The 14,626-nt window shown below is 69.9% G+C and carries 13 protein-coding genes; 6 read left to right on the plus strand and 7 right to left on the minus strand.

Translation table 11 applies throughout. From position 1 onward, the window contains the following. Positions 1–19: 19 nt before the first annotated feature. Entirely contained in the window at positions 20–1,801 is a 1,782-nt protein-coding gene (gene kstD / locus BLU79_RS10600) for a 3-oxosteroid 1-dehydrogenase (protein ID WP_093905381.1), read from the minus strand. A gap of 80 nt (positions 1,802–1,881) precedes the next feature. Continuing rightward, on the minus strand, positions 1,882–2,424 hold the full coding sequence (locus tag BLU79_RS10605) for a DUF6817 domain-containing protein (RefSeq protein WP_093905382.1): 543 nt from the start codon (positions 2,422–2,424) through the stop codon (positions 1,882–1,884). A 198-nt stretch (positions 2,425–2,622) separates the two neighbouring features. Between BLU79_RS10605 and BLU79_RS10610 the strand changes: the two genes are divergently transcribed. Beyond that, the gene (locus BLU79_RS10610) at positions 2,623–3,537 is read left to right on the plus strand and encodes a LysR family transcriptional regulator (protein ID WP_093905383.1); all 915 of its coding nucleotides are present in this window, start codon (positions 2,623–2,625) and stop codon (positions 3,535–3,537) included. A 54-nt stretch (positions 3,538–3,591) separates the two neighbouring features. Here BLU79_RS10610 and BLU79_RS10615 read toward each other — a convergent pair whose 3' ends face one another. After that, positions 3,592–4,728, minus strand: a complete 1,137-nt coding sequence (locus BLU79_RS10615; RefSeq protein WP_093905384.1) for a sugar ABC transporter substrate-binding protein — start codon at positions 4,726–4,728, stop codon at positions 3,592–3,594. Positions 4,729–4,846: 118 nt separating this feature from the next. Next, positions 4,847–5,281, minus strand: a complete 435-nt coding sequence (locus tag BLU79_RS10620; protein WP_093905385.1) for an ATP-binding protein — start codon at positions 5,279–5,281, stop codon at positions 4,847–4,849. 132 nt (positions 5,282–5,413) lie between these two features. On the opposite strand from BLU79_RS10620, the gene BLU79_RS10625 reads away from it, so the two are divergent. From BLU79_RS10625 to BLU79_RS10630, 3 genes are read left to right on the plus strand one after another with little or no spacing between them, the layout of a single operon-like run. Further along, positions 5,414–5,941: a Scr1 family TA system antitoxin-like transcriptional regulator gene (locus BLU79_RS10625; protein ID WP_371131838.1), complete on the plus strand. Its 528-nt coding sequence runs from the start codon at positions 5,414–5,416 to the stop codon at positions 5,939–5,941. A 21-nt stretch (positions 5,942–5,962) separates the two neighbouring features. After that, complete coding sequence (locus BLU79_RS49905; RefSeq protein WP_371131839.1) at positions 5,963–6,115, plus strand: hypothetical protein; 153 nt, start codon at positions 5,963–5,965, stop codon at positions 6,113–6,115. Beyond that, positions 6,112–6,306, plus strand: a complete 195-nt coding sequence (locus tag BLU79_RS10630; protein ID WP_093905386.1) for a DUF397 domain-containing protein — start codon at positions 6,112–6,114, stop codon at positions 6,304–6,306. Before BLU79_RS49905 ends, BLU79_RS10630 begins: the two co-directional genes overlap by 4 nt. Here the strand turns inward: BLU79_RS10630 and BLU79_RS10635 are convergent. Continuing rightward, positions 6,277–9,801, minus strand: coding sequence for a HEAT repeat domain-containing protein (locus BLU79_RS10635; RefSeq protein WP_143052482.1), 3,525 nt, complete (start codon positions 9,799–9,801; stop codon positions 6,277–6,279). The two genes, BLU79_RS10630 and BLU79_RS10635, sit on opposite strands and share 30 nt — an antisense overlap. A 78-nt stretch (positions 9,802–9,879) precedes the next feature. Between BLU79_RS10635 and BLU79_RS10640 the strand changes: the two genes are divergently transcribed. Then, positions 9,880–11,196: a sensor domain-containing diguanylate cyclase gene (locus tag BLU79_RS10640; RefSeq protein ID WP_107489284.1), complete on the plus strand. Its 1,317-nt coding sequence runs from the start codon at positions 9,880–9,882 to the stop codon at positions 11,194–11,196. Between the two features lie 114 nt (positions 11,197–11,310). After that, entirely contained in the window at positions 11,311–11,865 is a 555-nt protein-coding gene (locus tag BLU79_RS10645) for a hypothetical protein (RefSeq protein WP_093905389.1), read from the plus strand. A 28-nt stretch (positions 11,866–11,893) separates the two neighbouring features. Here the strand turns inward: BLU79_RS10645 and BLU79_RS10650 are convergent, their stop codons facing one another. Together BLU79_RS10650 and BLU79_RS10655 are read right to left on the minus strand one after the other, a co-directional pair. Beyond that, entirely contained in the window at positions 11,894–13,822 is a 1,929-nt protein-coding gene (locus tag BLU79_RS10650; RefSeq protein ID WP_093905390.1) for an AMP-dependent synthetase/ligase, read from the minus strand. 289 nt (positions 13,823–14,111) lie between these two features. Next, positions 14,112–14,513: a hypothetical protein gene (locus BLU79_RS10655; RefSeq protein WP_093905391.1), complete on the minus strand. Its 402-nt coding sequence runs from the start codon at positions 14,511–14,513 to the stop codon at positions 14,112–14,114. Positions 14,514–14,626 lie beyond the last annotated feature (113 nt).

A 14,626-nucleotide genomic window follows, 5' to 3' on the forward strand; every position in this document is an offset into this window, starting at 1 on the left:
CCTCGCCCAGGAACCTCGCCTACGGGTTTCCGGCGATGTCCCGTGCCGCGATGTACCCGAACGTCATCGCCGGGCCGATCGTCGAACCGGCCCCCGCATAGCTGTGCCCCATCACGGCGGCGCTGGCGTTCCCGGCCGCGTACAGACCGGGGATCACCGAGCCGTCCTCCCTCAGCACCCGCGCCCGCGCGTCGGTGAGCAGGCCGCCCTTGGTGCCGAGGTCGCCGGGGACGATCCGGAAGGCGTGGTACGGAGGGAGCCAGAGGGGCGCCAGGCAGGAGTTCGGGAGGACCGACGGGTCCGTGTAGTAGTGGTCGTAGGCGCTGTCGCCCCGGTGGAAGTCGGGGTCCTCGCCGCGCAGCGCCTGGGAGTTGAAGCGGTCCACCGTCGTCCGCAGTGCCGTCGCCGGGACGCCGATCGAGCGCGCGAGCCCGTCCAGGGTCCAGGCCTTGTGCGCGGCGCCCGAGCCGTACCAGGCGTCGGGCAGGGGCAGGGTCGGCAGGACGTCCTTGAAGAGGTAGCGGTTGCGGTAGTGCTGGTCGACGATCAGCCAGGACGGGATGGCCGGGTCGGTGTCGTTGACGTCGTACATCGTGTGGACGACGTCGCTGTAGGGGGCGGCCTCGTTGACGAAGCGGGCGCCGGCGGCGTTGATCAGCAGGCCGCCGGGGAGGGTGCGTTCGGCGAGGCAGAAGTACGGCTGGCCGGGGAGCGGGATCGCCGGGCCCCACCAGGCGTCGTCCATGAGGCCGAGGGCGGCGCCGAGGCGGTGCCCGGCCCGGATGCCGTCGCCGGTGTTCTCCTTCGCGCCGACCGTCCAGTCCGTGCCGATGGGCCCGCGCTGATAGGTCGCGCGCATCGCCGCGTTGTGCTCGAAGCCGCCCGAGCCGACGATGACGCCCCGGCGGGCGCGCACCAGGGCGGGGGCGCCGTCGCGGGTGACGACGGCTCCGCTGACGGCGCCGCCCTCGACGTACAGGTCGGTGAGGGGCGTGCCGAGCCACACCGGCACCCCGGCCGACCGCAGCCCGAGCCGCAGCCCCGCCGCCAGCGACTGCCCCATGGTCAGCGGCTTCTCGCCGCGCAGGGCCGCCGCCGTGCCCCGCGCCAGACACTCCGCCGCCACCGCGGCGCCCTTGGCGTTCACCGCGGCCAGCGCCAGCCACTTGTAGTCGGCGCTGAAGACGACCATGCCGGCGGGCACATCCATGTACGGCGGGTTCAGCCGGGCCAGTTCGGCACCCAGGAGGTTGCCGTCGAGCTGGCCGGGCTCGATGGAGCGGCCGTTCGGGAGGCCGCCGGGCAGCTCGGGGTAGTAGTCGCTGTACCCCTCCATCCAGCGGAAGCGGAGAGGGCTGTTGGCCATGACGAAGGAGAGCATCGCGGGGCCGTGGGTGAGGAAGGCCCGCTGCCGGTCGGCGGGGACGTCGGGGCCGACCACGGCCGCGAGGTAGGCGGCGGCCTTGGCGGGCGTGTCCGGCACTCCGGCCGCGAGGATCACGGAGTTGTCGGGAATCCAGATCCCGGCACCGGACCGGGCGGCGGACCCGCCGAAGGTCGGGGCCTTCTCCAGCACCACGCAGCTCAGGCCCTGCTTGGCGGCGGTCAGGGCGGCCGTCATGCCGGCGGCTCCGGAGCCGATGACGACGACGTCATACGTGCCGAGAAGGGGTAGGTCGGCGGCTCGGGCGGTCTGTTGGGCGGCTCCCACGACACCGAAGGCCGCGGCCGTGGTCGCGGCGCCCGCGGCCAGTACGCCTCTTCGCGAGGGTCTCGCGTCAGTGGTCGTGGTCGTGGTCATGATTGCCGCTCCCGCCCGCACCATCAGCTATTCCTGACTATGTGTCAGAAATGCGAATGTGACGCGACCGCCCTGTGAAGTCAAGGGCCGGGCAGTCGTTCCAGACAGTCGTTCCAGGCCGCCCGGCTCAGCAACGGCCGGAAGCGGGTGAACAGGGCGAGCAGGTCGGCGCCGTAGCGGTCGCGGAAGGCGGAATCGTGGTCGGTGAGATCGAGTTCGTTGGCGGCGGTGAGCTCGGCGAAGTCGCGGCGGAGGTGCGTGTCCGGCGTGTGGGAGTGACCGGTGAAGCGATCACGGAAGGGGGAGCCCTCGTCCGCGAGGGTGGGATAGGCGGCCTCGCGGTCACAGGAGCCGTAGAAGTACACGATCGACTCCGTCTCCGTCCCGATGATCCCCGCCAGTTCGCTACGGCGGTCGAGCGGCAGCAGGGCCGTCGGGAAGCCGTCCGTGCCGTAGAACGCGTGGCAGAGGCCGGCGAGTTGGAGGGCCGGCCGGGCGTTCCAGGCGGCGAGGCGGGACCGTACGCGGCGCAGGTGGGTGAGGAGGGTGCCGCCGGGGTGCGGGACGGTCGCGGCGCCGAGGTCCTCCAGGAGGGACTCGGCGGCGGCGATGGGAGTCGACACGTACTGTCCTCTCGGACTGTCCTCTCGGAACTTGCGGTCGTTTGTGGGTCGGCACCCGCTCCCTCCCCCGCACCGGTCCGGACTCGGCGGAGGCGAGGAGCGGGTTGCCGCCCGGGCCCGGTGAAATCGTCGTACACCGGTCAAAGCCCAGTCAATCCTTGGGATTTGTCGCTGCCCCCAAGCGTTAGCTTAGAGGTCATGACCCTCGATGACCTGCGCGTGTTCGTGGCCGTGTGCCGGGCCGGGAGCCTGAGTTCGGTGGCCCGGGAGCTGAAGTGCACGCAGTCGGCGGTGAGCCAGCACGTGAAGCGGCTGGAGCGGGAGACCGGGGTCGCGCTGCTGGAGCGGCAGCCCCGGGGCGTCGTACCGACCCAGGCCGGGCGGGTGCTGGAGGCGGCCGCCGCCGAGGGCATCTCCGGGCTGGATCTGGCGATACGGCAGCTGCGGGACCTGGTCGACGGCGAGAGCGGGTTCGTGCGTGTGGCGACGGGGGCGACGACCGTACGGCACTTCATGTCGGAGGCGGTCGTCGCGTACCGGCGGCGCCATCCCAAGGTCAACCTGGAGTTCCGCACGGTGAGTTCGGGCCGCGGCAGCTTCGACGCGCTGGCCGACGGCACGCTCGATCTGGCCTGGATCACCCTCGGCCCACCGGTGCGCGGGATCGAGCAGCGGCCGGTGGTGGAGCTGCCGTGGGTGCTGGCGGTACGGGCCGACGATCCGCTGGCCGAGCGGCCGTACGTCGATGTCGGCGCCGATCTGCGTGACGTACGGCTGATCCGGCTGCCCCCGAACTCCGCCTCGGCCGCCCATCTGGACGCCGCCTGCGCCGAGTTGGGCATCCGGCTCGCGCACGACACGAGCGTCGCCGACTGGGACACGGCACTGCTGCTGGCCGAGCTGGGGGTCGGGCGGGCGGTGGTGCCGGCGTTTCCGGGGCTGCTGCCCGCCACCGGCGGCGAGGAGGGCGAAGGCGACCTGCGCCTGATCCCCCTCCCCGCCCTGCGGCCCCTCCCGGTTGGCTGGGCGGTCCGCCGCTGGGACGCGCTCAGCCCGCCGGCGAGGGCGTTCGCAGACCTGGTGGAGGGTTACCGCAGGGGCGCGGAGGGCTGAGTCGCGTGCAGGGCTTCTTCCGGCGGTGGCGCAGCTGAAGGGCTGCCTTCCGGCCTACTTGAGGCCGATCGCCGCGCAGTCCGCCGCGTACTCGGCGGTGCAGATGTCCTTGACGGTGTAGACGCCGTCCCGGACCACGGTGTCCTCGATGTTTTTCTGCGTGACGGCGACCACCGACACCAGCTGCGCCGGAAGGTCCTTCTCCGACGCGCTGTCGACCGAGTCCTGGGTCAGCGCGTCGAACTCGATGTCGCGCCCCTGGACCTTGTACACGGCCATCTTCGCGGCGTTGGTCGCCTCCTGCCCGAACGGCTTGTACACCGTCATGAACTGCTCGCCCGCGACGATCCGCTGCACCGCGTCCAGGTTGGCGTCCTGCCCGGTCACCGGCGGGATCTTGGTGGCCCCGGCGTCCTTCAGCGCCTCGATGACCGCGCCCGCCATGCCGTCGTTCGCCGAGTAGACGGCGGCGATATTGCTCAGCCCGACGGAGGCGATCGCCCGCTCCATGTTCTTCTTGGCGATCTCGGGCGACCACTTGTCGGTGTCGTACCGCTTGACGATGTCGACCTCGCCCTCCAGCTCGTCGAGCGCGCCCTTCTTGAACCGGCCCGTGTTCGGGTCGGCCGGGTCGCCGTTCATCATGACGACCTTGCTGGACGCCGCCTTCGAGCCGAGTTCCTGGACGAGCGAGCGGCCCTGGACCTCGCCGACGAGTTCGTTGTCGTGGGAGACGTACGCGTCGATGGGCCCCTCGGCGAGCCGGTCGTAGGCGATGACCGGAATGCCCGCGTCCTCGGCCTTCTGCACGTCCGAGGCGATGGCCTTGGCGTCCAGCGCGTCGACCAGGATCACGTCCACCTGGTCGGCGATCATCTGCTGGAACTGCTGGCTCTGCTTGTCCGGGCTGGCCTCGGCGTTGGCGTAGGCGACCTTGCCCTTGCCGTTGGTGAGAGAGCCGACTTCCTTCTTGATCAGCGGGTAGTCGAACTTCTCGAAGCGCGCCGTGTCCTTGTCGGGCAGCAGGAGTCCCACCGTGATGTCGTCGCCCTTTTCCGGCGCCTCGGAGCTGTCACCGCCCCCGATGCCGTCGATGACACCGCATGCCGTGAGCGACAGCGCCGAGACGGATGCGGCGACGGCTATGCCGATACGGCGCAGGGCAGGGGTGTGGGGGGGACGAACATTCACCTGTGGTGCCTTCCGAGCGGAGGAGCGGCGGTGCTACCCGGGGTTGGCCGTAGCAAACGCGGATATGGCATGTCACGTCAAGGTGTTGTCGTAACGAGACGGCAACCGTTTGCCGTACTCACGAGTAGAGGTCCTTTAGGCCCAGTTCCGCCCAGACGGTTTTACCGACTTCACGCTCGGCGACGCCCCAGGCGAGCGCGAGGAGCTGAACGAGGATCAGCCCTCGGCCGCCCTCACCGTCCGACTCCGTGACGAATTGGAGCTGCCGGTCGCCGCGTGCGTCGCTCACTTCGATACGCAGGGTTTCCTCGGGGAGGAGGATGAGCCGCAGCTCGAAGTCACGTCCGGGAACACTGCCGTGGGTGACGGCGTTGGCGGCGAGTTCGGCGACGAGTTGCTGTGCGGTGTGGTTCGCGTCGCTGTCGTACGGGTGGCCCCAGGCGGTGAGTTGGTGCGCGGTGAGGCGTCTGGCGAGGCGGGCGCCTCGGGGGGTGGCGCTGAGGCGTTGGGCAAGGGTGGGAGTAGGTGTGGGGGTGGTGATTTCGACGTTCACGTCACTGAGAGTGGCCGGTTGTATCTACGCTGACCAGGGGGGACTGCGCGACTCTGCGTAGCAGTACGGCTGCGAGGCGTGTGAAGTCGGGCGGTCGGCCGTGACCACAACGACGTGAGGACGGGGACGCGGATGAAGGACGAGCGGGAGCGGAGGCCGGAGACGCCGGCCGAGGCCGACGGGACCATCGAGTTGTTCAGCACGCTGGGCAAGATGCTGCGGCGGCTGCGTGAGCGGGCGGGGCTGACGCAGAAGGAGTTCGGCGTGAAGGTCGGGTACGGGCCCGATCAGATCGGGGCGATGGAGCGGGGTGTGCGGGTGCCGCGGCCCGAGTTCCTGGAGAAGGCGGATGAAATCCTCGATGCCGGTGGGCTGTTGACGGACGCGATCGAGGACGTCGAGCGGGCGATGTCGAAGCGGCGGACTCGGCATCCGGAGTGGTACCGGAGTTACGCGGCGCTGGAGGCGGAGGCCGTCGAGCTGCACTTCTACGCCAACCAGGGCGTGCCGGGACTGCTCCAGACCCCGGACTACGCGCACGCCGTGTTCGTCAAGCGCCGCCCGCTGCTGACCGAGGAAGTCTGCGGAATGTCGAGCTCCAGGTCATGCCGACCGAGTGCGCGGAACACCCCAACATGGACGGCGCGTTCACACTGTTGACACCCCCAGAAGCATGCCCAGGTGGGCTATACGGAGGTACAGGGCTACCCGAGGCTCATCACGGACATGGAAGAGGTTCGGAAGCTCGCCGAGCGCTATGGGATCATGCGCGCGCTGGCCCTCAATCCCTTGGAGTCCCGCGCCTTGATCGAGAAGAAGCTGGGGGAACTGTGAACACCGACAGACTCGACTGGTTCAAGTCCAGCTACAGCGGCGGCGAGGGCGGCGAATGCCTCGAAGTCGCCACCTGCCCCCACACCATCCACATCCGCGACTCCAAGAACCCCACCGGCCCCCACCTCACCCTCTCCCCCACCACCTGGTCGGCCTTCCTGTCAGGGGAGTTGGTCGGCGAGGGGCGCTAGCGCCGCAGTAGCCGCCAGGGCTCTCGCGGACGCCTCGCGTACCTCCTCCTCGGGGTCGGTCTCGGCCCGCTCCCGCAGCAGCGGCAACGTCTGCGGGTGGGCGGGCCAGCCGAAGGCGAGCGACTGGAGGGCGGCGATTCGGGGCTGGGCTTGGGGATCGGCGATGGCCCGGTCCCGCAGGAACCCGGCTGCCCTGTCGTCCGTCTCGTGTACGGCCCACCAGCGCAGGGCGAGGGCCCGAGTCCACTGTCCGGGGTCGGCGACCGCCCTGGCGCGGATCAGCTCTCGGGTCGCGGCATCGTCACCCCGGTCTGTGGCCAGGAGCGTCAGTGCCTTTCCCCTCACCCGTTCGGAACTGTCTTCGGACGCCCGCTCGCGGACTGCTGCCCAGCCGTCGACGGCATCCGGGCAGTGCCGCATGGCGTCCAGAACCTCGTGGCGGACATTGTCGGCCGGTTCATTTTTGAGCCGGTCGAACACCAGCTCCCAGGTACTGGGCTCGTGACTCCAGTAGTCGCACAATGCTGCCGCCGCGGCAAAGCGGACGCCGACGTCAGGGTCGTTGACCAGGTGTTCGCGGACCAGCGCCCGGGTCTCGGTCTCCCGCGTCCTCAGCCGTGCCAGTCCGGCGAGCGCGGTTCTCCGAGCATCGTCACCGGGGTCCTCGGAGAGACGATCGCGCAGGATCTCCCACGTGTCGGTCCGGGATGTCGCCACCGCTGTCCGCACCAGCACATCGCAGGCGGCTTGACGGACCTCCCCGTGCCGGTCCGCAACGGCAAGGTGACGGGCCAGTTCCCAGGTGTCGGGTTCCTCGCCCCGCACCTCTCGCAGTGCGTACAGGGCATTCGATCGGACAAACCAGTGGTCGTCCTCGACGGCGAGTCTGCGCGCGAGTCGCCAGTCCCCCTGCTTGATGACCAACTGGGACATGGCTGACTGCCGTACGGTCTCATCCGGGTCGTCGATCGCCAGTTCCCGCAGCAGTTCCTGGACGATTTCATCGTCACAGACCTTGATCATCCATTCGATTGCCGTGTCCCGCACCGGGCCTTCCGGGTCCTCGACCGCCAGGCGGCTCAACAGCGCCTGGACCACCGGATCCTCAGCCCTGTACCTGGCCAGCAGATCCAACGCCACAGGGCGGTCCCCGTACCAGTGGGAGTCGAGGAGTTCGAGGATCGGCGCCCACAGGCCGGGGGCCTCGGAGTCGCTCCGGAGGTGCAGCGCAAGGGCGCGCACTTGCAGCGAGGGGTCGTTGACGGAACGGTCCCGGATCAGATCGCTCAGCTCGGCCTCGTTCTCGCCGCACTGGAACAGGAGCTCCAACGCCGCCCCGCGGACCTCCTCGTCCGGATCCGCGAGCAGACGAGCCCCGAGCAGTTCCTGGACGCCCCGCTCAGTACCCCAGCGCGCCGCCAGCATTTCCAGCAAGACCTTACGGGCTGTGAAGTCATCCGAATGTACCGCCACGGCCTGCGCCAGCGCCTGCCCTTGGTAGAGCGCGGATGCGAACATGCCCGCATGCCTTGAATAGCTGAACTGACCGCACAGGTGGAACCAGCGCAGGAATGGGGGCCGCCCACTCCAGTGGGGCGGATACGTCCTCAGCGCGGCCGAGATCTCTTCCACCACATGGGTCAGGGTGTGTGGGCCGTTCCCCTCCAGGGCCGCGATGATGCCGTCCACGACAGCTCTGCTCTGCGCCGAGAGAGCACCGATCCTGCGCACCTCCGCCAGCGCCCGCACGCTCAGGGCGAGAAGCCGCGCGTACGAGTTCGTGACGACGCATCGCCGATGCATTTCCAACAGCCGGTCGATCGCCGCAGCCGCGTCCCGTTCCCCGATCCGCCCGACGAGCAGCAACAACACCTCATGCCACGCCGGATCCTCCGCATGCCGCACGAAGACCCGCTCGATGAACTCCTCCTGAGTCCACTCGCGTTCGCGCGTGTACCGGCGATCGATGTCCTCGGCGGCCAAGTACTCCAGGAACGCCCGATGCACAAACCCGTACACCCCGCCCCCGTAATGACTGAGGATGAAGTTCCGCTCCCGGAACTGCCGCACCATCGTCCGCGCCGCCGACACCGCCTGGGCAACCGGCAGTTCGTACTGTTCCCGTAGGTACTCCTTGAACGTGTCCAGCAGCTCGTCCTGGTGGATGTGGTTGCCGGCGATCCCCCCGTCCCCGTCCTGCATCCGCCGTGCGACCAGCCGCAGCAGCTCGTGCCGGTCCTCGTCACCGAGGTACGACAGGGCCTCGACGTCAGTGGGAGCGCGCAGGTTCTTGGCGTGCTCGTCCCAGTGGGCCACCAGGACAGCGACCGCATGCCGATAGACGCCCTGCCGGTCCCGAGGCAGTTCCCGACGTCGGCCGATGATGGCCAGGATCGTCAACAGCAGGGGATTCCCGGCCAGTTCACCCACCGGCCGCGAATACCCCACCGCGTCGGTCAGCCGTCGGCACAGCAGGGCCGCTCGCTCCTCGTCACGCGGATACGCCGTCGCGTACCACTGCCCCGCGAACCGCGCGATCTGCTCCTTGCTCAGGTCCTGGATCATGTAGTGCGCGAACCCGGCGCGCTCCAGCACACCCCGCCGGTACCCGATGACCCGCGATGTCACCACCACGCGCACCCCGGCGTCCCCGTACCGCCCGGCGAAGTCCGCGATCCGATGGCTGACCTGCTCCCGGGCAGCCGGGTCGAAGAGTTCGTCCAGGCCGTCGAAGACGACGACCGCCCGCCCCTCGGCCAGCAACCGCTCCGTCACCGCCACCGGCGGCGCCATCCCCTTGTTACCGTGCAGATGCTTGAGGAAGTCCTCGAGCGTCCGGTCCCGCCACTCCCCCGCCGCGTACTCACGCAGCTCCACGACCAGGGGCACCCGACCCATCAGTGGCTCCAGCGGATCGCCCGCCGCCACCTCCTGCGTCAGTGTGAGTGCCACATGCCGGGCCAGCGTCGACTTCCCCGCCCCCGGATCGCCGAGCAGCACGATGCGGCGCTCACTCGAATCGGCCAGCACCTCAAGAACATCCCGCGCCGGCCGATCCGCATAGGCACGCCGCGCCCGCTCCAAGGCCTCCCGCTCCAGTCCGGGCGGCAGGCTCGACGGCCACTCCCCGGAGTCGACGAGCCGTTGCCGGATGTCGCGCGGCAACTCCACCGGCGGCGGGTCCGCCCTTACCGTCGGCGCCACGAACACCTCGTCCAGACCGACCGGCGGATGCTCGCCCTCCTCCGTGGGGATCAGGACGTCCAGGTCGAGCCGACCGTAGGTCTCACGGATACGGGTGGAGTACCGCCGTAGCGCCTCGTCCGTCTCCTCCGGTGACAGCTCGGCCGCTTCCGGAAGCTGCTGCACATACTGGTTTTCGACGTGCGTGTACATCGCGGTGCTGTGATCGCCGGTCGCGGCGGCCTTGACGTCACCCCCCGCTCCGACCGCCCGCTCTCCACCCGCCTCCACCTGCTTCGGCTTCCACTCCATGGCAGGACCGTAGCGGGCCAAAACCCCTGATGTAGCATCAACTTCCTTTCAGAGAACCGAGTTCGCACTCCGGGGACGGTGTCCGTGAAGGTCCTGCTGGTCGCCGCCAATCCGCTCGACACCGGACGTCTTGCGCTGGACGAGGAGATGCGGCTCGTCCAGGAGCGGACGGAGCAGAGCCCCTACGCCGCCGAGATCGAGTTCGTGCCGGTCTGGGCCGCGCGCGCCGACGATCTGCTGCGGGAGATCAACCGGCATGCTCCGACCGTGCTGCACTTCTCCGGGCACAGCTCGCTCAACAGCATCGACCTGGTCGGCACCGACAGACGGGCACAGCCGGTGTCGCGGGAGGCCGTCCTCAGGCTGCTCGGGCTCGATGCCGCGCGCTCGGTCAGGGTCGTGCTGCTGAACTCCTGCTACTCGGCCGAGATGGCCAAGGACATCGCACACACCGGCAGGTGTGCCATCGGCACGATCGAGCAGTGGGGGGACGAGCAGGCGGCTCTGTTCTCCGCCTCCTTCTACCGGGCGCTCGGCTTCGGCGCGACCCTCAAGGAAGCCGTCGAGCAGGGGTGCACCTCCATTCTGTTGGAGGGGTACACGGGCGCGGACGACATACGCCTGCACGGCGACGAGGTGGACGAGGACGGCACGGAGGGCGCGGGCGGCGCGGATGGCGCGGATGGCTCGGCCATGCGGTTGGTCGGCCCTGCCGCCCATGACGCCGGACGACGCGCGGCTCGGGCGCAGAGCAGCGGCATCCGGGACGGTCAACCGGCCGAGCCCATCCCCCTGTTCAACGAGAGCGAGTGCGCCGACTTCGTGACGAAGTCCCTCGCGGGCGCGCGTTCGGCGGCACTGACCTACCTGGACGTCGACGGATTGCTGGGCATCAACGACGTCTACGGCGAGCACGTCGGCGACCTGGTGATCCAGCGGTGCAGCGAACTGGTCGCCGTACACAGTGCCGAGTCCGCCGCGCTGTGCCGGCTCCGAGGTGATCAGTACGTCGTCGTGGAGCGGGACGTCGACGTCTCGTCGGCCGAGAAGCGGGCCGGGAAGCTGGTGACGGGGATACGCCGGCACAAGTGGTCGTACATCTCCCGGGATCTCCATGTGAGCGCCACCGGCTCCATCGCGCACTGGCACGGCGTCGACGAGGACGCCCCCAGTCTGATTCTGCGTGCGGTGCTGGGCGTCAAGGAGGCCAAGATCCGGCACCGCGCCTCACTCGCCGCGGCGCCTCTCGCGCTGCCCGAACTCGGCGGCGAGTTCGAGCGGGAGAGGGACAAGCTCTGGCAGCTCTCCTCGTATCTGTCCTCCGATACGCGGCGGAGCATCAAGGCCGCCACGGAAGCCCGGCTGGAGCAGAGGCGAGCGCGGCCCCGCTTCTGACAGCGGTGCGTGTCCGGGCGCGACCGCGCCCTCGGAAGGGTGAATCACCGAACAGCCGTACCAACCCGCCCTACGGTCTCACGCTGTCACCCGAGATCCAGGAAGGGAGCCCCCATGGCAACCGCCTCCCGTGCGGCGCTGACCGTCGAGGTCATGGAGATGCTGGCCTCGCTCGACCCCCGGTTGTGGGAGATCGTCGAGCCGCCCGTCCCGCCGCACCCCATTCACGACCCCGGCGTCGGCAACGGCTTCGGTATCGGATTCAGGTCGGCGGCCGGAGACGGAGGGCGTCTGAATCCGCAGCCGATTCCGCCCGGGATCGCGCTGTTGCCGGCCGTCCGGGACATGTCCGTCTCGGTGGCGGAGGCCACGATCGCCGCCAGCCTGGCGGGGAAGAAGCCCGCCGAGGTACTGAAGGAGGTCGGGGACGACATCTGCCCCGAACCGCCGAAGCTGCCCTGGCCGAAGAAGTGGCCCGTGCCCGTCCAGTTGCGGGAGCAGCTCATCAGCGACCCGCAGCGCGTCTCCCCCGCCGTCCAGGCCTCGGCCGCCCTGGTCTTCCAGTCGTACGCCCACCGCATCACGGACAAGGCCCTGAGCACGGCGTTCGCCGGCCTCGCCGACCGCCTGCTGGAGAGGGCTCTGAAGACCGCCGGCCGCACTGCCTGAGGGTCGGGCCGGGCGAGCCACGTCGCCGCTACCCCTCGTACAACCCCTCCACCACCGCCGCGAAGTCCCGCATGACCGCCTCCCGCCGCAGCTTCATCGACGGAGTCAGATGGCCGTCCATCTCCGTGAAGTCCGTCGGGAGGATCGCGAAGCGGCGGATCGACTCCGGGCGGGAGACCAGCTTGTTCGCATCGTCCACCGCCCGCTGCAGGATCGCCCTCAACTCCTCGTCGATCACGAGGAGTTCGGCGGGGACGGAGTGCTTGCCGTTCATTCGGCGCCAGTGGGTCACGCCGTCCATGTCCAGGGTGATCAGGGCCGAGACGTACGGGCGGCGGTCGCCGACGACCATGCACTGCGAGATCAGCGGGTGCGAGCGGAGCCAGTTCTCCAGGGGCGCCGGGGCCACGCTCTTGCCGCCCGCCGTGATCAGCATTTCCTTCTTGCGGCCGGTGATCGTGAGGTAGCCCTCGTCGTCGAGTTCGCCGATGTCGCCGGTGGCCAGCCAGCCGTCCGCCGCGGCGGGGACCACGCCGCCGGCCGCCGGGTCCCAGTAGCCGCGCAGCACCTCCTCGCCGGAGATCAGGATCTCGCCGTCCGAGGCGATACGGACCCGGGTGCCGGGGAGGGGCCAACCCACCGTTCCCAGGCGGGGCTTCAGGGGCGGGGTCACCGTCGCCGCGCCCGTCGTCTCGGTGAGGCCGTAGCCCTCGTAGATCTCGATGCCCGCGCCGGTGTAGAACGCGGCGAGGCGGCGGCCGAGCGGTGAGCCGCCGCAGATCGCGTACTTCACGCGGCCGCCCATGGCGTTGCGGATACGGCGGTAGACGAGCGGGTCGTAGAAGGCGCGGGCCGTCTTCAGGGCCGCGCTCGGGCCGCCGCCCGTCCCCGCGTGCCGGGCCTCCATCGCCTCGCCGTAGCGCTCGGCCACCGATGCCGCGCGGTCGAAGGACGACACCCGGCCGCCCGACTCGGCCTTGGCGCGGGCGGAGTTGAAGACCTTCTCCAGCATGTAGGGGATGGTGAGCAGGCAGGTGGGGCGGAAGGCCGCCAGGTCGGGGAGGAGGTGCTCCGCCTTCAGGCTCGGCGCATGGCCCAGGCGCACCCGGGCCCGGATACAGGCCACCGCCACCATGCGGCCGAAGACGTGCGACATGGGGAGGAAGAGCAGCACCGACGCCTCTTCGCTCGTCCTCGCCTTGAAGATCGGGTAGAGCAGCTCGATGGCGTTGTCCACCTCGGCGAAGAAGTTGCCGTGGGTCAGCGCGCAGCCCTTGGGGCGGCCCGTCGTGCCCGACGTGTAGATGAGCGTCGCCAGCGTGTCCGGCGCGAGCATGCCCCGCCGTACGCCCACCTCCCCTTCCGGCTGCTGGGCGCCCAGCTCGGCCAGCCGCTCCACATGGCCCTTCTCCATCACCCACATGTGGCGCAGGTCGGGCACCCGGTCCAGTTCGGGGCCGAGGGCGGCCGCCTGGGCGGCGGTCTCCGTGACCAGGGCGACCGCGCCGGAGTCCTGGAGGATCCAGCGGGTCTGGAAGACGGAGGAGGTGGGGTAGACGGGGACCGTCACCAGACCGGCGGCCCAGGCCGCGAAGTCGAGGAGCGTCCACTCGTAGCGGGTGCGCGCCATGACCGCGATCCGGTCGCCCGGCACGAACCCCTCGGCGATCAGACCCTTCGCCACCGCCTGTACCTGCTCGGCGAACTGAGCCGCCGTCACGTCCGTCCACCGCCCGTCCTCGGCCCTGCGGCTGAGGACCACCGCGCCCGGGGCGGCACTCGCGTTGTCGAAGGGCAGGTCCGCGAGCGACCCATGGGTCACCGGGGGCGCGAACGGCGGTACGTACGCCTCCCGCACCGCCCCGTCCAGGCGCCGCGTCTCGGGCTGGACCAGCTGCGGTCCGGGAGCGTCCTCGAAGGCGGCCGAGGGGGCGAAGGAGGGAAGCGGGGTGGACACGGGCGGCTCCTGCGGCGGGCGTGCAGCGAAGAAACTGCTTGCTGCATGACGTACGTGCCTCGCGCACCGTGGCGTTCACCTGCGGAGGCCGGCGGAAAGGTGTTACCGCTGGTTAGGCAGGAGATCGTACGGGGCCCGCGTGTGGGGGGTGTGCGGGTTCGGCGGTGGTCCGGGGCCGGGTATGTGCAACGTCGAGGGCTATGTGAGGGGCCCTCAGCTTTCCCTCACCCTCCTCTTACCTTTGCGCCGGCGCGGCCCCCGCACACCCGGCACGGCTGGGCCGCAGGCTTCAGCAGCTGTTCACCCAGCGGACGGCGTCGATGGTGACGCTCGCGCCGCTCCACTTCTCACCGGGGGAGAAGCAGCCCCAGTGGCTCGTGTCGTCGCCCGACCAGTTCCACTTGACCTTCACGTGGTCCAAGGGCTCGTCCGTCTTGCCGTTGTTCCGGATCGAGTTGATGCCGTTGATGTTCCTGTTGGTGTTGGCGAAGCGCTCGTGCTTCGTGCCGGTGCCGTTCTTCTTCGTGTAGAAGCAGATGGCTCCCTTTGTGCAGCCCCACGCCTGGGCCTCCACACCGCCCGCAGGCGCGCCCGCGCCGTTCGAGGACGCCGCCGTCGCCGGCAACACTCCCCCGGTGGCGAGCAGAGCGGCCGAGCCGACGCCGACCAGAAGCATCTTCATCGTGCGCATGGGTTTCTCCTGTCCCCGTTGTTCGCCGCCTCGCTGACGGCATGCCACGACAGTGCCGTTCTGCGGCGCACGGGAACACCTGCCGACTTATAGGGTGCCGTCGCCCCGGTTCG

This window comes from Streptomyces sp. cf386 (genome assembly GCF_900103585.1).
Lineage (GTDB): Bacteria > Actinomycetota > Actinomycetes > Streptomycetales > Streptomycetaceae > Streptomyces.